Source organism: Candidatus Burkholderia verschuerenii, assembly GCF_001189365.1.
Taxonomy (GTDB): Bacteria; Pseudomonadota; Gammaproteobacteria; order Burkholderiales; family Burkholderiaceae; genus Caballeronia; species Caballeronia verschuerenii.
This window is the reverse complement of the sequence record NZ_LFJJ01000006.1, coordinates 48,137-67,873: the sequence shown is the minus strand read 5'-3', so window position 1 is coordinate 67,873 and position 19,737 is coordinate 48,137. Positions and strand designations below refer to the sequence as shown.

The following is a 19,737-nucleotide window of genomic DNA, read 5'->3' as shown; positions in this document are numbered from 1 at the left end:
CGGCTAAATCTTTAGATAGATGCGCAAAACGCACATGTTTTATGTACATACATATCGGCGATAAAACCCTGCGCGGCGCGTTGCAGTGCGGTCGAAATCTCGCGGGCGAGCATTTCCGCACGATACGGCTTGTTGAGCAGCGTGACGTTCGGCCGGAGCACGCCGTCGCGCGAGAGGATGTCGCGCGTATAGCCGGATGCGTAGATCACCGGCACCGGGCGCGCCTGCGCGAACGCCCATTCGGCCAGATCGGCGCATTTCACGCGGCCGGGCATCACCACGTCGGTGAGGATCAGGTCCACGCCGAGGCCGCTTTCCAGCACGCTCAGCGCGGCGGCGTCGTTCGAGGCCTTGAGCACGGCGAAGTGCATCGCCTCCAGAATCGCGACGGTCGATGCCAGCACGGCGGGATCGTCGTCGACCACGAGCACGGTGGCGTTGCCGGTGAGCGCGGTCATGGTCGGCGTCTCGGCCGGCGCGGATTCGTGATCGCCGCTGCGCGGGAACAGAATCTCGACGGTCGTGCCGACGCCGATCGTGCTCGACACCGCGATATGTCCGCCCGACTGCTTGACGAAGCCGAATACCATCGACAGGCCGAGCCCGGTGCCGTGGCCGTCCGGCTTGGTCGTGAAGAACGGTTCGAACGCTCGTTCGAGAACTTCGGGCGTCATGCCGGAACCGGTGTCCGACGCCGTCAGGCGCACGTATTCGCCGGGGCGCAGGTCCTTGCCTTCGCAGGCCACGGCGTCGAGCGTTTCGTTGGAGCAGGCGACCGTGAACTTGCCGTCGCCGCGAATGGCGTCGCGCGCGTTGATCGCCAGATTGAGCAGCGCGTTTTCCAGCTGATTGCGGTCGACGCAAAAATTCCACGGATGATCCGGCAGCAAGGTCGCGATGCTCACGCCCGAGCCGACCGCGTGCTGCAGCAGTTCGCGCAACTCGTCGAACAGACGGCGCGGATTGATCACGACCGGCGATTGCGGCTGACGCCGCGCGAACGACAGCAATTGCGACGCGAGCTTCGCGCCGCGCTGCACGGCTTCGAGCGCCGCCTGCACCCGCGCGGGCACGCGGCTGTCGTCGGGCGGCAGGTATTGCAGCAATTGCAGATTGCCGCTGATCGCCTGCAAGGTGTTGTTGAAGTCGTGCGCGACGCCGCCGGTCATCGCGCCGAGCGCTTCCATCTTGAGGCTCTGGCGCAATTGCGCTTCCACCGCGACGCGCGCCGCGACCGCTTCCGACACCTTGTCTTCAAGGCCGCGCGTCAGTTCCTTCAGTCTTTCCTCGGCGATCTTGCGATCGTGGATATCGACGATCACGCCGGGAAAACGGCGCGGCTGGCCGTCGGCGTCGTATTCGCAGCGGCCCGATGCGGCAATCCACGTCCAGCCTTCGTCCTCCGAGCCCACGCGATATTCCGCGCGATACGGCGTGCCGTCGCGCACCGTCCGCGAGATTAGCGCCGACACGCGTTCGCGATCGGCGGGATGAACCACGGCCAGCGCCCGTTCGATCGGGAAGCCCGTGTCCACTTCATCGTCCGTGAAGGCAAAGGTGCGCGCGAAACGCTCGTCGCCCTTCACGCGATTCGCGCGAATCTCCCACACGAAGGTGCCGCGCACCGCGCCCGAATTCAGCGCCAGTTGCAGCCGCTCGCTCGCCTCGCGAAACGCCGCTTCCGCCGACGCGCGATTGCGTTCGAGCAGCACGCGTCCGGTGGTTTCGACGACGATCGCCAGCGTACCGACCGGCAAGCCTTCGTTCGATGCGACCGGGCTGTAGTGCAGATCGAGCCACACTTCGGCGCTTTCGCCCTCGCGCGCGAGTTCGAAGGAGATATCGTGATACGACAGCGATTCGCCGCGCAGCCCGGCATCGACGACATTGCGATTGAACTCGGCCGCTTCCGGCCACGCCTCGACAATCGACATGCCGAGTATCCGCGGATACCGCGCGCCGGAGAATTTCGCGTACGCGTCGTTATAGAGCAGCGTGCCCTCTTCGCCCCACAGCACGGCCATCGGCAAGGCGTTGCGCAGCATCACCTGCACGACGGAGCGGAGATGCTGCGGCCAGTCGTCGATCGCGCCGAGCGGCGTGTTGCTCCAATCGAACTGACGAATGGCGCGGGCGGTTTCGCCGATCCACGAATCGAGTTGAAGATGATCGGAAACGGTGGAAGTCAAAAGCGATTCCCTGACGAGTCATTGAAAAGCGTCATTGCGTGACGACGCGCGGCATCCCGGCGCTTACGGATCGACAGCTTAAAGGCTAACGCGGATCGAAGCGAGTGGACATCGCCTTGCGCGCATGATGCGCATCGGACTCGCGCGAAACGTGCTGAAGAAATACGCGTTTGCTCGCGATTGAGCAAGTCGCACTCCTGCCGCGCCGACATCGCGCAAACGTTACATCTGCAATGAAAAGCCCCTCGCCGTCTTTCGACGCGAGGGGCTTGTGATCGCTTGAAGTAAAGTTTGACGCCTCGTTTCAGGGCACGAGGCGTTTTATTGGGTGGCAGGCGTCTTGCAGTGGTGCGAACATTTCGGCTTACTGGCTGGCTTACTCGTTCTTCGCCGCGCGTCGCGCGGGCCGCCGTACCGCGCGGATTTTGCCGGTGCGTCCGCCGCCGCAAAAAAAGCGCTCGCCGCCGTCCGATTCGAGTCCCGAGATGCCCGTGCCTTCCGGCATCTCCAGACGCTCCATCACTTCGCCGCTGGCCGGATCGACGCGACGCAACTCGCTTTCGTCGGCTTCCCAGGTCGCGTGCCACAGCTCGCCATCGACCCAGGTCACGCCGGTCACGAAACGATTCGACTCGATGGTGCGCAAAATCGCGCCGTCGGCCGGATCGACCTGATGAATTTTGCGCGCCTGATACTGCCCGACCCAGAGCGTGCCCTCGGCCCACGCGAGCCCCGAATCCGCGCTGCCGCCCGGCGCGGGAATGGTCGACAGCACGCGGCCCGTGTGCGGATCGATCTTCTGGATGCGGTCTTCCGCGATCTGATAGAGATGCGTGCCGTCGAAGGCCGTGCCCGCGTGCGCGGCGACATCCAGCTTGCGCGGACGCTCGCCGCTGTCGGGATCGAGCGCGTTGAGCGTATCGCCGGCGGCGAACCAGACCTGAGCGCCGTCCCAGGTCACGCCATGCGCGCCGTCGATTTCCGGAAAAGGCCCGTATTCGCGGATGATTTCAGCTTTTGCCCGTTTCATGTCCGCATCCTCGCTGGAAGGTTGATCGTGCGTTCATGCTACTCAACGCGGCGCGAAGTGCGGGAGTAACAAGGGCGTCGTGAAAAGTGGGCGATGCGATCAATCGCTCGTCAGCGTCAGCGTCGGCGACAGCAGCAGCGCCGTGGCGAAACCCGGCATCGGCGGCGTGATCCAGCGGCGCCCGCGCCCGCGATCGATTGCACCTTGTGCGCCGACGCCAATGCATCGAGCGCGCGCTGCACGGTGCGCTGACTCGCGTTCAGCGCAAGCGCCAGCGCCGAACTGGACCACGCCTGCCCGTCCGATAAAAACGCCAGCAGCGGCGCGTGATCGTCTTCCACCGGACGCGTCAGCACCGCGACCTCGCGCGCGCGATGCGGCGCGAGCGTGAAGCCGCGCGCGGTCGCGTCGATATCGGCGAGCGGACGCAGCATCGTGCGCAGCCGGCCCATCTCGACGCGCAGCCGCGCGCGATGCGTCTCGTCCGCGTGCCCGATGCGAAACGCGCCGGCGATCAACGCATCGCGCGATGCATCGCCGGGCCACGCTTCGCCGAACATGCGCGCGAGCGTGAAAAGCACCGGACGCGTGGCGAGCGCCACGACGATATCGCCCGCGCGCACGCCATTGCGGGTTGCATCGACGATCAGCATGTCCGATGCGAACAAGGCTTCGACATCGTCGAGCCGCAGCAAACGCGCTTCGCCTCGCGCGACGACACGCGCCGCCGGTTCGCGCAGCAGCCCGGCGGCCTGCTCGACTTCGGCCATCAACGCGCCGATGCCGGAACGTCGCGCCATCCGCGCCGCGCGATCGAGCGCATCGCGGGCGGCGTGGGTGCGCAGCCGGCGCATCGCGATGCCCGCTTCGATCAGCGCCTGCAAGGCTTGCGACGCAGGCGGCAGCGCGGCCGTATCGAGCGTGGCGAAGCGGCGTTCGGCATCGTCCAGACGTCCGACGAAGGCGAGCCAGCGCACCTCGAGCGCGTGCGCATGCGCGGCGTTGACGCGATCGCCGTGCGCGTCGAGCGTCGCGCGGGCGTGATCGAGCGCGCGGGTCGGCCACGCGAGATCGCGCGATCCCAGCGCGATTTCCGCCTGCGCGACGACGCAGCGCGCCCGCGCCAGCGCTTCCTTCGCGCCGAAGCCGCGCGCCGCGCTTTTTATCAGCGCGCGGGCGCGATCGAAGTCGCCGAGCTGCGCCATCGCGATGCCGCGCAACGCGAGCGCGGGCGCATCGTCGCGCAGCGCGACGCGATTGAGCGCGCCCAGCGGATCGCCCGCCGCCAGCGCGCGCGCCGCGGCCGTGATCAGCGAGTCCATGCGCGTTCCGGTCCTTGCGTCGATTCACGCCACACTTGTCACTCCCGTCGTCGTCGGTCCCGGCCCTAATCTAACACCGTGCTTTCCTCGGGCCGTATCGATCATGAACACGCCGACTCGCCGATTCCTCGTCATCGCCGCGCTTGCGTTTGCGGCGATCGTGACGCCGATGCTGCTTTCTTCGCACGCGATGCTCACGCTGCCGATGCCCGGCGGCTGGACACTATCGACGATGTGGACGCGCGATTGCGGCAAGACCTGGCTGCGCGCGGCGGCGGATTTCATCGCCATGTGGCTCGCGATGATGACGGCGATGATGTTGCCGTTGTTCGCGCCGATGCTGTGCGGACAGCGCATCGGGCGCGGTGTGTCGATGAGCGTTGTATATGCGCTCGTGTGGGGGCTGCTTTGGACTGGTGGTCTACGCAGTGGGCGTCGCGCTGGCCGCGCTCGCGTTGCGCATGCCGATGCTCGCGCGTTATGTGCCGATCGCGGGTGCGTCGATCGTGATCGCGGCGGGCGCGTTGCAATTCAGCCGATGGAAGGCGCGAATGCTTGCGTGTTGCCGGTCGATGTGCGCGAGTGCGAATGCGTTGCGGTACGGCTTGCATTGCGTCGCGTGCTGCGCGCCGCTGACCGCCGTGCTCTGCGTGATCGGCGTGATGGATTTTCGCGCGATGGCCTTTGTGACGGTGGCTATTACCATCGAGCGATGGATGCCGGGGAAGGAGCGGATCGTCGGGGTGGCGGTGATGGGGGTGGGTGTGACGCTGCTCGTCTCACGATGATGGTTTCATGCACGCTCGCAAATATTCCACCACCCGCGCACACCGCGCGGCTAGCGGCCATTCCGCGCGATGAATCAGCCACAAGGTATCGACGAGCGGCTCGCCGCATTCGACCACTTCGATAGCATCCTGCCCGCCGAACGCCACGCGCGCATAACGCGGTATCACCGTGAAGCCCAACCCGCGCGCAACGAATTCCAGAATGAGCCCGATCTGATTGCTGAAGCCATGACGCGTCAGCGCGCGAATACCCGGATGCCCCGGAAATCGCCGGCTCAACAGACGATTCGCCATCGCCTGCCCATCGGGATGGTCGATGAAACCGAGCGCCTCCAGATCACGCCACTCGTGCACGCGCGCGCCTTTGGGCACGACCAGTTCGAGAGGCTCCTCGCTGAACTTGCTCGCGGCGAGACGCGTATCGTCGGGCTTTAGCGTGACGAAGCCGATGTCGTAGCGATTCTCCAGTATCGCTTCGAGCACCTCCGAATCCGGCGCGAAACGATGACGCATTTTCCACTCCGGATGCCGCTCCTGCCAGTCGAGCAGCAACGGAAACAGCGCCAGCCCGATGCTGCCGGGACTGATCACGCCGATCTCGCCCGTGTCGTCGTCGCGGCCCGCGAGGCGCGAGTCGAGGCGCTTGCGCGCCAGTTCCGTTTCCGCGCAATAGTCGATCAGCGCCTGCCCCGCAGGCGTCAGTTCGATACCGCGCGGCCGGCGAATCACGAGCAAACCGAGTTCATCCTCGAGATGACGAAGATGCTGACTCACCGCCGCCTGCGTCAGATTCAGCCGTTCGGCGGCACGCGTGAAGTTGCCGATTTCGACCAGCGCCCCGAAGGTCCGCAACCATTGTGGATTGAGCATTGCATCGTATGCGTCGTGCGCGTTCGTTGGCGAAGGGCATGGCCTGCCGCAACGTTCACGCAGGCTCCATACCGTGACGCAATTTTACCTCATCGGCATCGGGCGACGTCAGAAAGGCGAGCCAGGCGCGCGCCTCTTGCGGCGCATGCGCGTTGGTGCAAATCGCGGCCTGAAACACGGTGACGGCCTGAATCGCGTGCGGCAGCGGCCCGAGTATGTCGATGCCTTCCACGCCGATCAGCTCGCTCGTCTGCTGAAAGCCGAGTTCGACCTCGCCCTTCGCGATCAACGATCTGACCGCCACGCCGGGCGGCGCCTGCACGATCCGCGACGCGATCGCATCGGCGATGTTCCAGCGCTCGAACAGCTTCGTCAGATACGCGCCGCTCGGGCCCGTCGAATAGCCGATGCTACGCGCCGACAGCAAGGCCGCGCGCACATCGACTTCGGTGTCGATCGACGGATGCCGCGAACCCGCCGCAACCGCGACGGACACGCCTGAACGCGCGACACTCACGCGACTCGTCGCGTCGACGCGGCCCGCTGCGATCAGTGTGTCGATCGCCGCCGATGCCAGCACGACGATATCGAACGATTCGCCTTCGGCCACGCGCTTCGCCGCCGCAACGCCGCCCACCGATTGGATCGCCACGTGCTGCCCGGTACGATGCGCGTAGGCATCGGCGAGATCGGCGAGCACCTGACGCGTCGCCATCGATGAAATGCCGGTGAGCTTCATCAGTCGATATAGCGCAGGCCCGCTTTCGCGAGCGGTTCGCGCATGTTGTACATGTCGAGGCCGAGCACGCCGTCGGCGAGCTTCGCGCGCTTTTCGCCTTCGAGCGCTTCGCGCGCGGCGGCTTTCTCCAGCACTTTCGCGGCCATCGCGGACGGCACCACGACCACGCCGTCGTCGTCCGCGACGATCACATCGCCGGGCGTGACCGGCGCGCCCGCGCAGACCACCGGAATGTTGACCGAGCCGAGCGTGGCCTTCACCGTGCCTTTCGACGAGATCGCGCGGCTCCACACGGGGAAGTTCATCTCCGTGAGCACGCGCACGTCGCGCACGCCGCCGTCGATGATCAACGCGCGTGCGCCGCGCGCCTTGAAGCTCGTCGCCAGCAGATCGCCGAAGAAGCCGTCGGTGTTGTCCGTCGTGCAGGCGGCGACGACGATATCGCCCGGTCTGATCTGTTCGGCGGCGACATGCATCATCCAGTTGTCGCCGGGTTGCAGCAGCGCGGTCACCGCCGTGCCGCCGACTTGCGCGCCGTTGTAGATGGGCCGCATATAAGGCTTGAGCAGGCCGACGCGGCCCATTGCTTCATGCACGGTCGCGCTGCCGAGCGCGCCGAGTTTGGTGGCGACGTCGCCGTCCGCGCGATTGATGTTGCGATACACCACACCGAGTTCAAACATGGTCATTGTCCTTTTGCCTTGAGCCTTGCATCGAGACGCGGATAGACGCGTCGCGCGTTGCCTTCGTAAATCTTGTAGCGTGCATCGGGCTCGATGCTCGCCGCGTCGACATAGCGTTTCGTATCGTCGAAATAGTGTCCCGACTCGGGATCGATGCCGCGCACCGCGCCGATCATCTCGCTTGCGAAGAGGATGTTGTCGACGGGAATCACGCGCGTCAGCGGATCGATGCCGGGCTGGTGATACACGCAGGTATCGAAGAAGATGTTGTTGAGCAGATGGTCCTTCAGCAAGGGATTTTTCAGCTCCTGCGCGAGACCGCGAAAGCGTCCCCAGTGATAGGGCACCGCGCCGCCACCGTGCGGAATCACGAACCTGAGCGTCGGAAAATCGCGGAACAGGTCGGACGTAAGGCATTGCATGAACGCGGTCGTATCGGCGTTGAGGTAATGCGCGCCGGTCGTGTGGAAGCATGCGTTGCAGCTCGTGCTGACGTGGATCATCGCGGGGATGTCGTACTCGACCATCTTTTCGTAGATCGGATACCAGTAGCGATCGGACAGCGGCGGGCTGGTCCAGTGGTCACCCGATGGATCCGGGTTCAGGTTGGTCGCCACATTGCCGTATTGCTCGACGCATTTCTCGAGTTCGGCGATGCACGTGCTCGTGTCGACGCCGGGGCTTTGCGGCAGCATGGCCGCTGGGACGAAATGGTCGGAGAAAAGTTCGCTTACGCGGTAGCACAGCTCGTTGCAGATTGCGGACCAAGTCGCCGAGGTTTCGTAATCGCCGATGTGGTGGGCCATGAAGCTGGCCCTTGGACTGAATACCGTCATGTCTAAGCCTCTTTCCTTCATTAACCTTAGCTGGTTTTGCTCTATTGTTTCTTTTAGTTCATCGTCGGTGATTTTTAGCTCTGATTTGTTTGGGGCTTCTTTGGGGTTCTTTAGCGCGTTTATTTGCTTTTTACGCCATTCTTCCAAGGCGCTTGGGGCCGTGGTGTAGTGGCCGTGGATGTCGATGATCATTTCTTGTTTGCTCCGCTTTGGTTACGTCGTGGATCTGGTGTTGCTGTGGTTTATTCAGTAGCCGGTTTTGTTCAGTAACCGCCTCCCCGGCGGAGGGTCACTTTCTTTGCGGCGGCAAAGAAAGTGACCCTCCGCCGGGGAGGCGGTTACTGCAATAAACGAAGCAACAACCGTCTAATGCACAACCGGAACCCCAACCTCCCGCCCCCGCGAACTCTGCGCAACAAGCACCGCAACAGCAGCCAACGCCGCCAGCACGGCAAGCATCGCCAGGATCGCCCCAAACTCCCACCCCAGTCCCAACAGCGCCCTACCAAAAGCCGATCCAAAAATACTTCCAAACCGCCCCATCCCGAGCATCCAGCTCACACCGGTAGCCCGAGCAACAGTCGGATACCGACTAGGAGCAAACGCATTCAACCCAGTCTGAGCGCCGCTCATACAGAACCCGGCAGCAAACACAAGCAAAGCAAGCGAAGATGACAAAGCACCAATCCAGGCAAGCCCAAGCACACAAACAGCTCCGCCGAGATAAGCCACATTGATAACCGGCGCCGGCCGCGCCCGATCCATGACGAACCCGACGAGAATCGCGCCGATCGTGCCGCCGATCTGAAACATCGCCGTTACGTTGGCAGCGGCGCTCACGCTCAAGCCCGCATCTTTCATCAAGGTCGGCAGCCAGCCGGTCAGCAGATAAATGACCAGCAGTCCCATGAAATACGTGATCCACAACGCGGCGGTCATCAACCCGTAGCCTTGCGAAAACAGCACACCGATAGGCTTCTTGGTAGGCAACGGCGGCTCGGCCGAAACAAAAGTCTCGTCGCCCGCGAAGCGCATGCCGAGCACACGTCCGAGCACCGTGCCGACCTTCTCCGACGACGCGCCGCGCACCGCGAGCAATCGCGCCGATTCAGGCAGCAGCCAGATTTGCAAGGGAATCAGCAGCAAGGGCAAGCCGCCGCCGAAGATCAGCACCGACCGCCATCCGTGCGTCGGAATCAGCGAGCCCGCGACGAAGCCGATCAACGCCGAGCCGAGATTGAAGCCCGTGAACATGATGGTGATCAGCAACGCGCGCTTGCGCTGCGGCGCATACTCGGAGAGCAGCGTCGTCGTGTTCGGCATCGCGGCGCCGAGTCCGATGCCGGTCAGCACGCGCAGCACCGCCATGCTCGCAGGCGATGTCGTGAACGCCGTCGCGATCGTGAACACGCCGAATAGAAACACCGACGTGATCAACACGCCCTTGCGCCAGATCCGGTCCGATGCCGGTCCGGCCGCGAGCGCGCCGATCACGAGTCCGATGGGCGCGGCGCTCATCACGAGCCCGAATGCGGGCCGCGAAATATGCCAGTCCGCGATGATCGACGGCGCGATAAAGCCCATGATCGCCACGTCCATGCCGTCCGCCGTCACGACGAGAAAGCACAGTGCGACCAGCAGCCACTGGTAGGCGGATATGGGCCGTTCGTCGATCAAGCCCTTGATGTCGATGGTTCTGCTCATGTCGTCTCTCTCCCTGTCTTTTGGCTTTAGCTCTTGCTTTTCTCTGTCTTGTCCCAGTCGAGCTTGCCGCCGCCCTTGCCCGCCACTGAATACAGCGCGCCGGGCGCATTACGCGTCTTCTGAAACTCTTCCAGCGATTGCCCGCGCATCGCGGCGTAGATATGCAGATTGGAAATGCCCGTCACCGCGCCGAGCTTTTCCAGCATGAAAAAGATCACGCCGTAATGCAGCAGGCCGCGCCAGTCGCGACGTCGAATGAGATCGCGCTCCTGTTCGCTCAAGGCCGCCGCCTCGAAACTCGCTTCCTCGTCGCGCTGAAACGCCTCGCGATGCGCGGGCTCCACCATGCGATGCAGATAATCGTTGATGCGATACGCGCGCACCGCCGTTTCGATCGAGAACGGATACGTGCCTTCGAGTTTCTCGACATCGGTCAACTGCACCGCCATCTTCCGACGATGTCGTTCGATGATCGCCGGTTTTGTTTCGTCATCCTAACATTCGTAGATTGCGGTCGCGATGCCCGCCATCGACGGCAGGTAATAGCTGCGATGCTTGCACACGACATTCGACGACAACGCGCCGCGCATCGTCAGCCACATGATCACTTCCGCGCCTTCATAGCCGCCGAGTTCCGCGAATTCGGCAATGGTCATGTCCGCGAGTTGCTCGGGATCGCGTTCGAACAGATCGAGAAAGCGCTGGTCCCACGCCGTGTTATTGAAGCCCGAACGTTCGCCATGCACCTGATGCGACAGCCCGCCCGTCGCGAGAATCGCCACCTTGGTATCTTCCGGATAGCTCTCGATTGCGCGGCGCAGCGCCTGACCGAGTTTGTAGAAACGGCGCGCGAACGGAATCGGCAATTGAAGCACGCCCATTTGCAGCGGCACGAGCTTGATCGGCCATTCGGGCTTGTGCGGACACAGCATCGACAGGGGCGAGAAGCAGCCGTGATCGAGCGGCTTGTTCTGGAAGAACGACATGTCGAACTCGTCGGTCATCAGCGACTGGCCGATATGCGCCGCGAACTTCGGATCGCCCTTGATCGGCGGCAGATCACGCGCGCCGCCGCCTTCGTCCGCGACACGCCATTCAGGGCCGACGCCGAGCGCGAACGCCGAGTAATGATCGAAGAAGAACGACGTGACGTGATCGTTGTAGATGGTCACGACGACATCGGGACGCTTCTCGTCGAGCCATGTGGCAAGCGGCGCGAAGTTTTCGAAGATCGGCGCCCAGACCGGATCGTCGCGCTTGTTCTTGTCGAACGCGAAGCCGATGGTGGGCGTGTGGGATGCGGCGATGCCGCCGACGATGCGTGCCATGCTGCGGTACTCCTTCCGGTGTTCGGGCAACACGGAAGATACCGAAAAACGGCACGGAAATGGGACTAGGCGTTAACCATGATTCGACGGCGAATCGATACCTTCGCCGCTCGCGGAAGCTTCACCGTGGCAGGCTTTAAGCGATGCTCGGGAATTTTCCGGCGTCGCCACGCGATAAACAAAACTGATGGCATCGGAAGGAAGACGCAAACGGCCTCAATGAAACTGGATTCCGCCGCAAACATTCAGCGCTTGCCCCGTCACGAACGCCGATTGTTCAGACGCGAAAAACAGCACCGGCCCGACGATATCTTCGGGATAGCCGAGCCGCTTCAGCGCGGTCGTATTCTCCCAATGCCGCACGGCCTCGTCGCTGCCCAGATTATTGCGGCCCATCTCCGTGAGGATGATCCCCGGACAGATCGCGTTCACGGTAATGCCATCCATCCCCACTTCCTGCGCGAGCACGCGCGTCAGCGTGACGACCGCCGCCTTGGTCGTCGCATAGTGCCCTTGCGTCGAAACGCCCTTCACGTTGACATCGAAATGCGTGTCCCAGGTCTTGTCGTCGAGATCTTGCAGCAGCGATGGCTTGAGCACGCCTGCATTGTTCACCAGCACGTCGATGCGACCCGCGTCCGCAATCGCGCGGCGCACGGTCGAATCGATCTGTTCGCGATCGCTGACATCGAGCGTCAGCAGATGCGCCTTGCGTCCGCGCATCGCGATCATGTCGGCGGTCTTGCGCAGATCGCCTTCCGTTTGCGGCAGATCGGTCACGATCACATCGTAGCCCGCATCGGCGAATCCGATTGCAAGCGCCTGCCCGATGCCCCGGCTCGCGCCTGTCACCAATGCGACCTGACCGGTCTTGTCGTGTGTCGGCATGTCCTTCGTCTCCGTTTTTATGATGTCGTTCACGCGTAGGCGGATGCCCGCGTCGGCAAGCTGTTCATCGCGCGCACGGTGTCGTCGAAGGAGACGAGGTTGGTGCCCGAGCCCAGTCCCGTGGCGACGATCGCGGCTGTTGCCGTAGCGAGCTTCGCGCATTCGCGCAAGTCCCAGTCGCGCACGAGGCTCGCGATAAAGCCGCCCGTGTAGGCGTCGCCGCAGCCGGACGTGTCGCGCACCTGCACGTCGTGCGCGGGCAGCGCGAAGGTCAGGCCGTCTCGCGTCATCACGAACGAGTCTTCCGCGCCGAGCGATATCGCGCATGCGCCAGCGCCCTTTTCGATAAAGTAACGCGCGCAGGTTTCGGGATCGGCCGAGCCCATCAGCGCATGCGTTTCGTCGATGCTCGGCATGAAGAAATCGACGTAAGGCATCAAGGGTTCGACCAGACGCAAGGTCTCCGCGCGCGCCTGAATCAGATCGACTGTCGTGATGCAGCCGGCGGCCTTCGCATCGCGCAACAGCGCGATGCTCGGTTCGCCGTCCATTGCGAGCAGCGAGCCGACGCCGCCGAGATGCAGCACCTTGCTTTTGCACGCGGCCGCTTGCACGTCGGGCGAAATGCGCCAGCGCGCGCATGCAGCACGGGACGCGAGCCATCGGGACGAATCGGCAGGATCGTGGCCGATGTCGGCGCGCCTTCGATACGCTCCATCAGCGATGAATCAATTCCTTCGTTATCCAGAGTATTGATGATCCAGTCGGCTTTCTCGTCGGTGCCGACCGCGCCCACGGCCAGTGCCTTGAGTCCGAGCCGCGCGCACGGCACGACGGTGCCCCCCGCCGTGCCCGCCACCGTCAGACGGATTTCGTCGAGAAACACGCGGCTGCCGCCCGGCGGAATCTCCGTGACGGGCACGCCGAGAATATCGAGGATGTACGTGCCGCAGACGCTGACGTCGTGAGTGTGAGTCATGATGAAATGAGTTGTTATCGTTAGGGTCGTAATGACTCAGGTCGCGTAATCCGCGTTGGTGCGATCGAGCTTGCGACGCAACGCCGACCACGCCATATCGATCAGCGCCTGACGACCGCCACCGACCGTCGCGGCATTCGCGTTGAGATCGATGGTCTCCCGATCCACCTGTCTCAGCTTGCCGCCACCCGCTTGCGCCGCGATCTGAATCTGGCACGACATCTCGAAGTAGTACATGTTGCGAAATGCTTCGGCAATCGTCGCGCCGACCGTCAGCAAGCCGTGATTGCGCAGCATCAGAAAGCTGTTGTTGCCGAGGCTTGCCTGAAGGCGCGGCACTTCATCGGGCCGCGTGGCGATGCCTTCGTAATCGTGATAGCCGATCGAGCCGAGCACCAGCGACGCATGTTGCGACAGCGGCAACAAGCCCTCGTCCTGCGCGCTCACCGCCGTGCCCGCGCGCGTATGCGTATGCGTATGCATCACGCATTGCGCATCCTCGCGCGCGGAATGAATCGCGCTATGAATGATGAAGTCCGCGCGATTCACCGGAAACGGCGAGTCGTCGCGCTTGTTGCCGTCGAGATCGATCTTCACCAGCGAAGACGCGGTGATCTCGTCGAACATCAGGCCATACGGGTTGATCAGGAACAGATGGTCGCGGCCCGGCAATCGCGCGGTCAGATGCGTGAAGATGAAATCGGTCCATCCGTACATCGCGACGAGCCGATAGCATGCGGCAAGATCGCAACGCACTTGCCATTCTTCGTCGCTGACCTTTCCCTTGAGGCTCGGAATTTCCAATGCGTGAGTTGTGTCGCTTGTCGTTGCGCTTGTCCTTGAGTTTGACTGGCCGGTTGCTGTCCGTAAGTCCTGAACTTCACGAGCACGCGTTCCATTTCATCGTTGGAAAGAGTCGGCGGCGGGCCGAACGGCAGGCACGCGAGTACAGCGTCGCCAGCTCTTCCACCGTGACGGAGAGCGACATCGCCTTGGCCAACGTCGCGCCCGCCGCAATCGTGCCGTGATGCGCAAGCAGACACGCGCGCCGTCCTTTCATCGCGGTGAGAATCGATTGGCCGAGTTCCGCCGTGCCGAAGGTCTCGTATTTCGCGCATGGGATACTGTTGCCGCCAGCCGCCGCGACGACGTAATGGATCGCAGGGATAGCATGCCCGAGAATGCTCACTGCCGTTGCGTTGGTCGAATGCGTGTGCACGACCGCGATCAGTTCCGTACGCTCGCTGAGAATGTCGCGATGAAAACGCTATTCGCTCGACGGCAACACATCGCCTGCGTACGAACCGTCCCACTGCATGAAGACGATCTTGTCGGGCGTCATGCCGTCGTAGGCGAGGCCTGTCGGCGATATATAGAAACCGCCCTCGCCGCGCACGCTGATATTGCCCGCCGTGCCCTTGTTGATACCGAGGCGCGCCATGCTCTGCAACGCCTCGACGATGCTCTTGCGAATCGAAAGGTCTGCGTCGTCGCTCATGGGAGAACCTTTACTTGGCCAGCAACTGGTTGAGACGCTGCTGGAGATATTCCTCGTTGGTCATGCCGTTCTGCGCTTTCTCGCCCCAGTAATTCGTATTGAGCGCGAAGGCCACCTTCACATTGGTCGGATTGTTCGGCCAGTTCTTGCGCACCTTCTCGTTGCCCGCGTCCCATACGAGCGGCGATGGAACAGGCACCGCATAGAACTCCGCGAGCTTCGCGGCATTGGCCGGATCGAGCCGCCATGAAAGCAGCTTCAACGCGTTCTCGGGATTCGGCGAGTTCTTCGGAATGGCGAAGAAATGAAATCGTAGTAATAGATGCCCTGATTCCACGTCATGTTCAAATGCGCGTCCGGCTCCTTCAACATCAGATCGTTGATGCGGCCGCTATATGTCATGCACATGTCCGCTTCGCCGTCGAGCATCAGTTGCGGCGCTTGCGCGGCCGTGGTCCACCACTTCGCCACATAAGGCTTGATCTCGGCGATTTTCTTCAACGCGCGATCGGCGTCGATCGGATAGAGCTTGTCCTTGGGCACGCCATCGGCAAGCAGCGCGGCCTCGTATACGAAGCGCGAAAACGCCGGCATGCAACGCTTGCCGGGAAATTTCTTCACGTCCCAGAAGTCGGCCCAGTTTTGCGGCTTGGCTTTCGTATAGCGATCGTCGCTCCATGCGAGCACGATGCCGATATCCTGCAGCGCGATGCCCTTCTTCTTCACCGCGTCCTTCGGCAAGGTGGCGATGGTCTTTTGCGCGGCCAGCGAAAGCTTGCTGACGTCGATATCGGTCAGACAGCAGTCGCCGAGCTGATTCACTTCCTGATCGAAGATGAACACCATGTCCCACTGGCTCTTGCCCGCCGTCACTTGCGGCTTGATGCGCGGACCGCTGTGCGCTTCCTCGATGGTCTTGACCTTGACGCCCGTCGCCTTGGTGAACGGGTCGTAGATGATGCGTCGCAACGCGTCGCCGTATGCGCCGCCGGGGTCCTGCATCACCACTTCGTCGCTCTGGGCGTGAGCCGCGATATTCACGCCGGCGAGCAGCACGGCGAGCGTCAGCGTGGCGCGTTTTACTGCTTTTTTCATCGTGTCTCCATCTTTGTGAGTTCTGGTTGTTCGGCGAAACGAATCAGGACTGCGCGCGCCCCGCCAGCGTCTTGCGCGCGAAAGATATGCCGACGATCACGAGCACCACTTCGATCGTCGAGACCACTGCAAGCACCGGATTGAGCTGATAGTTGATATCGGCCCACAAACACAGCGGCAACAGGGTGATCGACGAACCGGCGAGGAACAGCGACAACACCAGTTCGTCGAACGATTGCAGGAAGGCGAAGAACGCGGCGGCGGACAGACCCGGCGCCATCGCGGGCAGCGTCACATGCAGGAACACGCGCCAGGGCGATGCGCCATGCACCGATGCCGCGAGCTCCTGCCGCTGATCCACCGATTGCAGCGCCGACGACACGATCACCACGACCAGCGGCAAGCCCGCGACCGAATGCGCCATCGCCACGCCCCACACGGTGCCGACGAGATGCAGATGCAGCATGTACGCATACAGCGACAAGCCGAGCACGACCGGCGGCACGATCATCGGGCTGACGAGCGCGGTCATCACGAGCGACTTGCCCTTGAAGTCGGAACGTACGATCGCCATCGTCGCCGATGCGCCGATCAGCACCGACATCGCCGACGACAACACCGCGACCAGCACCGAGGTGCCGAACGCCGTCATCCAGTCGGAATTGGAAAAGAAGCGCACATACCAGCGCAGCGAAAAGCCCGGCGGTGGGAAGGTGAGAAAGCTCGCGCGGCTGAACGAAATGACGATCACGACGACGATCGGCAAGGTGAGCGCGAGCACGACGAAACCGCCGAGCATCGTCACCGTCAGGCCCGATACGCTGCCGGGCACTTTGCCCAGCACGCGCAGCATGCGCCAGCCGATGGCATCGGCGAGCGTGGCCTTGAGGCCGCTGCTCAAACCCTGCGTCGTATCGTTATCGTTCGTTGTCAGCTTCTGTCCGCCCCAGATGAATTCGAGGCCGAGAAAGCGCATCGCCAGTCCGACGACGACCGATGCGATCACCAGCAACACCACCGCCAGCGCCTGCAAAAATCCCTGACTCTCGATAAATTTGGACTACTATGTAATATGCATGGCGAACATCTGATCGCCGGTTCTGACGAGCAGCGTCGGCGTGATAAAAAAACCGAGCGTCGCGACGAATACGAGCAATCCGCCAGCGCCCACCGCCGGCAGCGAAAGCGGAAAGAACACGCGCCAGAAGACCACCGCCGGCCCCGCGCCCGCCGAGCGCCCCGCGCGCAACACGGCCGGATCGATGCGCGAAAAGCCGCTGTAAATGGTGAGCACCATGAGCGGCATCAGCACAGCCGAAATGCCGAGCAACACCGCGCCGCGATTGAACAGCAGATCGAGCGGCGTATCGATCACGCCCATTCCCATCAGCAGCTTGTTGATCGGACCATTGCGGCCGAGCATCACCATCAGCGCGTAAGTGCGGATCAGGATGGCGACGAAATACGGCAGGATGATCGCGCCGGTCAGCATCGTGCGCGCCATGCCCTTGCTGCGATAGATCAGCAGCGCGGTCGGATAGCCGAACACCGCGCAGATCACGACGACCCACATCGCGATGCCGAGCGTGCGCGCACCAGCGAATCCCAATAGAGACTCACCGAGAACACGCGCGCATAGTTGGCCCAGAGCGTGTGCCAGTTGAAACTGATACGAAACAGATCGAGCAAGGACAGCACGTAAAGCAGCCCGAGAAACAGCACGGCGGGCACGAGCAGCCACCGCAGATCGCGACGGCGCGCGGGCTTCGCGGCCGTTTGCATCGACGGCAAGGTGGCGCTCATTCGATCACCCAGCAGTCGCTTTCCGCCCAGCGGACGAACACGTCGCTGCCGACTGCCGGAACCGGCAGATGCGCGCAGTCCATGCGACGCATCTGTAACGACGCGCCGTTCGGCAGACTCAGATCGATACGCAGGATTTCGCCGAGAAACACGGCATCGGCGACGGTCGCCTTCAGTGCGCCCGACGTGTGTCGGGCACGATGGCGATGCGTTCCGGCCGCACCAGCACGACAGCCGGACCGCCGCTCGCCTTGCGCCCCGCCAGCGCCACGTCGAAGCGATAACCGCCGTCGATCTGCACCGTCGCACTGGCACCGCGCGTTTCGACCACGTTCACATCGAGCAGATTCGATTCGCCGACGAAGCTCGCGACAAAGCGGCTCGCCGGCCGCCGATACAACTCCGACGGCGTGCCGAGTTGCACGATACGCCCCGCATCCAGCACGGCGATGCGATCCGACAAGGCGAGCGCCTCGCTCTGATCGTGCGTGACGAAGATCACCGTCATCCCGAGCGTGCGATGCAGTTCGCGAATCTCAACCAGCGTCGATTCGCGCAGACGGCGATCGAGCGCGCTGAGCGGTTCGTCCATCAGCACGACGCGCGGCCGCGTGACGATGGCGCGCCCGATGGCCACGCGCTGCTGCTGGCCGCCGCTCAATTGAGCGGGCAGCTTCGACGCATGCTCGCCGAGCCTAAGCGTGTTCAATACTTCGCTCACGCGCGCATCCGAGCTCGCGCGGTCGAGGCCCGCCATTCGCAGCGGAAACGCGACGTTCTGCGCCACCGTCATATGCGGAAATAGCGCGTAGTTCTGAAACACCATGCCGAAGCCGCGCTTGTGCGCGGGCACGCCCTGAACCGGTGCACCGTCGACGAGAATATCGCCGCCATCCACGGTCTGATACCCGGCGATCATGCCGAGCAAAGTGGTTTTGCCGCTGCCGCTAGGCCCGAGCAGGGTCAGAAATTCGCCGGGTTCGATCGACAGGCTCAGCTTGTCGAGCACCGTGACCCGGCCGAACTGGCGCGTCACGGTGCGCACGTCGATGCGGCTTCCGATCAGTTGCGCCGCGCCTTGCGCAACCTGATTTTTCACTGAGATGCGCCTCTGGATCGCTTGAAGCATGCTGTCTCCGTATTGTTCTTGACCGCGTCCGGCAGGTGGACAGCGGTAGCGACGACGCGAGGTCGGTCTTCGAACGATACGGAGAATGCAGCGAAAGCCCTAGCGTTCTGCAAAGTAGAACGCCGGGCTTGATACCCCGCCTTAGCTGGCTTGCGTCCACGCGCCGAAATGCGCGATGTCCGTCATCGGCAGACGCGCGCGCGGCGCGTTCTCGCCCTCGGCCAGCGCTTCCGGCAGGCCCTTCGCGCCGCCGTGATGCGCGACCGAGATCATCGCGATCGGCGTAAAGCGTTCGGGAATCGCGAAGGCTTCGCGGAAGGCGTTGGCGTCGAAGCCGCTCATCGAATGCGCGGCGAGATCGCGCGCGTGCGCTTGCAGCAGCAGCGCCATCGCGGCCGCGCCTGCATCGTAGGCGGCGGTCGGGTTGGCGGTGCCCTTCGAGGTCAGCGTATCCGCGATGACTGCAAACAACACCTATGCATTTGCATTCCACGATTGGTTGAAAGGCACCAAGGTGGCGAATGCGCGCTCGAATGCGGCCGGGTCTGCACTCTTTTCGAACACGACGAAACGCCACGGCTGCACGTTGTAGGCCGACGGCGCCCAGCGCGCGGCTTCCAGCAACGCGACGACGTCCTCGTGCGCGACAGGCTTGTCGGCGGCATACGCGCGCGGGCTCCAGCGTCCGGCGATAAGCGGATGGATGTCGATGTCGGTCGGTGCGGGACGATTGCTCATGAATATCTCTTAGGTCTCGAAGGTCGATAGCGCTTCGCTCGAAGCGCGGCAATGAAAAAAGACGAGCCGCCATTCTTCCAGATTTACGCGACACGCGCCGCTTTCGCATGCGACGGCA

General features: G+C 63.1%; 20 protein-coding genes and 4 pseudogenes. 1 reads left to right on the top strand and 23 read right to left on the bottom strand.

What is annotated here, in order from left to right; all coding sequences use genetic code 11:
• Positions 1-11: 11 nt before the first annotated feature.
• The 4 genes and pseudogenes from BVER_RS02905 to BVER_RS33265 form a co-directional block, all read right to left on the bottom strand.
• Positions 12-2,189: a hybrid sensor histidine kinase/response regulator gene (locus tag BVER_RS02905; RefSeq protein WP_083452018.1), complete on the bottom strand. Its 2,178-nt coding sequence runs from the start codon at positions 2,187-2,189 to the stop codon at positions 12-14.
• Positions 2,190-2,565: 376 nt separating this feature from the next.
• The gene (locus BVER_RS02900) at positions 2,566-3,219 is read right to left on the bottom strand and encodes a Vgb family protein (RefSeq protein WP_050452004.1); all 654 of its coding nucleotides are present in this window, start codon (positions 3,217-3,219) and stop codon (positions 2,566-2,568) included.
• Positions 3,220-3,318: 99 nt separating this feature from the next.
• Positions 3,319-4,541: pseudogene (locus tag BVER_RS02895) on the bottom strand (helix-turn-helix domain-containing protein).
• Positions 4,542-4,565: 24 nt separating this feature from the next.
• Entirely contained in the window at positions 4,566-4,898 is a 333-nt protein-coding gene (locus tag BVER_RS33265; protein WP_050452003.1) for a hypothetical protein, read from the bottom strand.
• A gap of 29 nt (positions 4,899-4,927) precedes the next feature.
• On the opposite strand from BVER_RS33265, the gene BVER_RS29770 reads away from it, so the two are divergent.
• Entirely contained in the window at positions 4,928-5,329 is a 402-nt protein-coding gene (locus BVER_RS29770) for a DUF2182 domain-containing protein (RefSeq protein ID WP_232316351.1), read from the top strand.
• Here the strand turns inward: BVER_RS29770 and BVER_RS02880 are convergent.
• From BVER_RS02880 to BVER_RS02815, 19 genes and pseudogenes are all read right to left on the bottom strand, one after another.
• On the bottom strand, positions 5,321-6,199 hold the full coding sequence (locus BVER_RS02880) for a LysR family transcriptional regulator (protein ID WP_050452001.1): 879 nt from the start codon (positions 6,197-6,199) through the stop codon (positions 5,321-5,323). The genes BVER_RS29770 and BVER_RS02880 overlap by 9 nt on opposite strands.
• 55 nt (positions 6,200-6,254) lie before the next feature.
• Positions 6,255-6,938, bottom strand: coding sequence for a substrate-binding domain-containing protein (locus BVER_RS02875; RefSeq protein ID WP_232316350.1), 684 nt, complete (start codon positions 6,936-6,938; stop codon positions 6,255-6,257).
• Positions 6,938-7,621, bottom strand: coding sequence for a 4-carboxy-4-hydroxy-2-oxoadipate aldolase/oxaloacetate decarboxylase (gene ligK, locus BVER_RS02870; RefSeq protein WP_050452000.1), 684 nt, complete (start codon positions 7,619-7,621; stop codon positions 6,938-6,940). The genes BVER_RS02875 and ligK overlap by 1 nt, the downstream gene beginning before the upstream one ends.
• A gap of 2 nt (positions 7,622-7,623) precedes the next feature.
• A complete protein-coding gene (locus tag BVER_RS02865) occupies positions 7,624-8,649 on the bottom strand; it encodes an amidohydrolase family protein (RefSeq protein ID WP_050451999.1) in 1,026 nt (341 codons plus the stop codon).
• A 174-nt stretch (positions 8,650-8,823) separates the two neighbouring features.
• Positions 8,824-10,161, bottom strand: a complete 1,338-nt coding sequence (locus tag BVER_RS02860) for an MFS transporter (protein WP_050451998.1) — start codon at positions 10,159-10,161, stop codon at positions 8,824-8,826.
• Positions 10,162-10,187: 26 nt separating this feature from the next.
• A pseudogene (locus tag BVER_RS02855) lies at positions 10,188-11,489 on the bottom strand (gallate dioxygenase).
• A gap of 216 nt (positions 11,490-11,705) precedes the next feature.
• Positions 11,706-12,377 carry an SDR family NAD(P)-dependent oxidoreductase gene (locus tag BVER_RS02850; RefSeq protein ID WP_050452014.1) on the bottom strand — a complete coding sequence of 224 codons (672 nt, stop codon included), beginning with the start codon at positions 12,375-12,377 and terminating at the stop codon, positions 11,706-11,708.
• Positions 12,378-12,406: 29 nt separating this feature from the next.
• Positions 12,407-12,964, bottom strand: coding sequence for a carbohydrate kinase family protein (locus BVER_RS35080; RefSeq protein ID WP_198155142.1), 558 nt, complete (start codon positions 12,962-12,964; stop codon positions 12,407-12,409).
• Positions 12,856-13,356 carry a PfkB family carbohydrate kinase gene (locus tag BVER_RS35075; protein ID WP_198155140.1) on the bottom strand — a complete coding sequence of 167 codons (501 nt, stop codon included), beginning with the start codon at positions 13,354-13,356 and terminating at the stop codon, positions 12,856-12,858. The genes BVER_RS35080 and BVER_RS35075 overlap by 109 nt, the downstream gene beginning before the upstream one ends.
• Before the next feature lie 36 nt (positions 13,357-13,392).
• Positions 13,393-14,160 carry a class II aldolase/adducin family protein gene (locus tag BVER_RS02840; RefSeq protein ID WP_050451997.1) on the bottom strand — a complete coding sequence of 256 codons (768 nt, stop codon included), beginning with the start codon at positions 14,158-14,160 and terminating at the stop codon, positions 13,393-13,395.
• A gap of 76 nt (positions 14,161-14,236) precedes the next feature.
• Positions 14,237-14,797: pseudogene (locus BVER_RS02835) on the bottom strand (class II aldolase/adducin family protein).
• Between the two features lie 67 nt (positions 14,798-14,864).
• Positions 14,865-15,116: a hypothetical protein gene (locus BVER_RS32275; protein ID WP_198155139.1), complete on the bottom strand. Its 252-nt coding sequence runs from the start codon at positions 15,114-15,116 to the stop codon at positions 14,865-14,867.
• Positions 15,113-15,949, bottom strand: a complete 837-nt coding sequence (locus BVER_RS02830) for an extracellular solute-binding protein (RefSeq protein WP_198155138.1) — start codon at positions 15,947-15,949, stop codon at positions 15,113-15,115. Before BVER_RS02830 ends, BVER_RS32275 begins: the two co-directional genes overlap by 4 nt.
• 43 nt (positions 15,950-15,992) lie before the next feature.
• On the bottom strand, positions 15,993-16,982 hold the full coding sequence (locus BVER_RS32270) for an ABC transporter permease (RefSeq protein ID WP_198155137.1): 990 nt from the start codon (positions 16,980-16,982) through the stop codon (positions 15,993-15,995).
• A gap of 30 nt (positions 16,983-17,012) precedes the next feature.
• Positions 17,013-17,558 (bottom strand): ABC transporter permease, encoded by a 546-nt coding sequence (locus BVER_RS32265; RefSeq protein WP_198155136.1) that lies wholly within the window; start codon positions 17,556-17,558, stop codon positions 17,013-17,015.
• Positions 17,507-17,752 carry a hypothetical protein gene (locus tag BVER_RS32260; protein ID WP_198155135.1) on the bottom strand — a complete coding sequence of 82 codons (246 nt, stop codon included), beginning with the start codon at positions 17,750-17,752 and terminating at the stop codon, positions 17,507-17,509. The genes BVER_RS32265 and BVER_RS32260 overlap by 52 nt, the downstream gene beginning before the upstream one ends.
• Entirely contained in the window at positions 17,749-17,904 is a 156-nt protein-coding gene (locus BVER_RS32255; protein WP_198155134.1) for a TOBE domain-containing protein, read from the bottom strand. Before BVER_RS32255 ends, BVER_RS32260 begins: the two co-directional genes overlap by 4 nt.
• A 20-nt stretch (positions 17,905-17,924) precedes the next feature.
• Complete coding sequence (locus BVER_RS02820) at positions 17,925-18,851, bottom strand: ABC transporter ATP-binding protein (protein WP_198155133.1); 927 nt, start codon at positions 18,849-18,851, stop codon at positions 17,925-17,927.
• Between the two features lie 171 nt (positions 18,852-19,022).
• Positions 19,023-19,619 (bottom strand): annotated as a pseudogene (locus BVER_RS02815) (nitroreductase family protein).
• Between the last annotated feature and the right edge of the window lie 118 nt (positions 19,620-19,737).

What these genes read in the sequence shown, in the direction of transcription:
- BVER_RS02900 (WP_050452004.1), bottom strand. Translation starts at nt 3,219, where the DNA reads ATGAAACGGGCAAAAGCTGAAATCATCCGCGAATACGGGCCTTTTCCG.
- BVER_RS33265 (WP_050452003.1), bottom strand. Translation starts at nt 4,898, where the DNA reads ATGCGCTGTCCGCACAGCATCGGCGCGAACAACGGCAACATCATCGCC.
- BVER_RS29770 (WP_232316351.1), top strand. Translation starts at nt 4,928, where the DNA reads ATGCGCTCGTGTGGGGGCTGCTTTGGACTGGTGGTCTACGCAGTGGGC.
- BVER_RS02880 (WP_050452001.1), bottom strand. Translation starts at nt 6,199, where the DNA reads ATGCTCAATCCACAATGGTTGCGGACCTTCGGGGCGCTGGTCGAAATC.
- BVER_RS02875 (WP_232316350.1), bottom strand. Translation starts at nt 6,938, where the DNA reads ATGAAGCTCACCGGCATTTCATCGATGGCGACGCGTCAGGTGCTCGCC.
- ligK (WP_050452000.1), bottom strand. Translation starts at nt 7,621, where the DNA reads ATGTTTGAACTCGGTGTGGTGTATCGCAACATCAATCGCGCGGACGGC.
- BVER_RS02865 (WP_050451999.1), bottom strand. Translation starts at nt 8,649, where the DNA reads ATGATCATCGACATCCACGGCCACTACACCACGGCCCCAAGCGCCTTG.
- BVER_RS02860 (WP_050451998.1), bottom strand. Translation starts at nt 10,161, where the DNA reads ATGAGCAGAACCATCGACATCAAGGGCTTGATCGACGAACGGCCCATA.
- BVER_RS02850 (WP_050452014.1), bottom strand. Translation starts at nt 12,377, where the DNA reads ATGCCGACACACGACAAGACCGGTCAGGTCGCATTGGTGACAGGCGCG.
- BVER_RS35075 (WP_198155140.1), bottom strand. Translation starts at nt 13,356, where the DNA reads ATGACTCACACTCACGACGTCAGCGTCTGCGGCACGTACATCCTCGAT.
- BVER_RS02830 (WP_198155138.1), bottom strand. Translation starts at nt 15,949, where the DNA reads ATGAAAAAAGCAGTAAAACGCGCCACGCTGACGCTCGCCGTGCTGCTC.
- BVER_RS32260 (WP_198155135.1), bottom strand. Translation starts at nt 17,752, where the DNA reads ATGAGCGCCACCTTGCCGTCGATGCAAACGGCCGCGAAGCCCGCGCGC.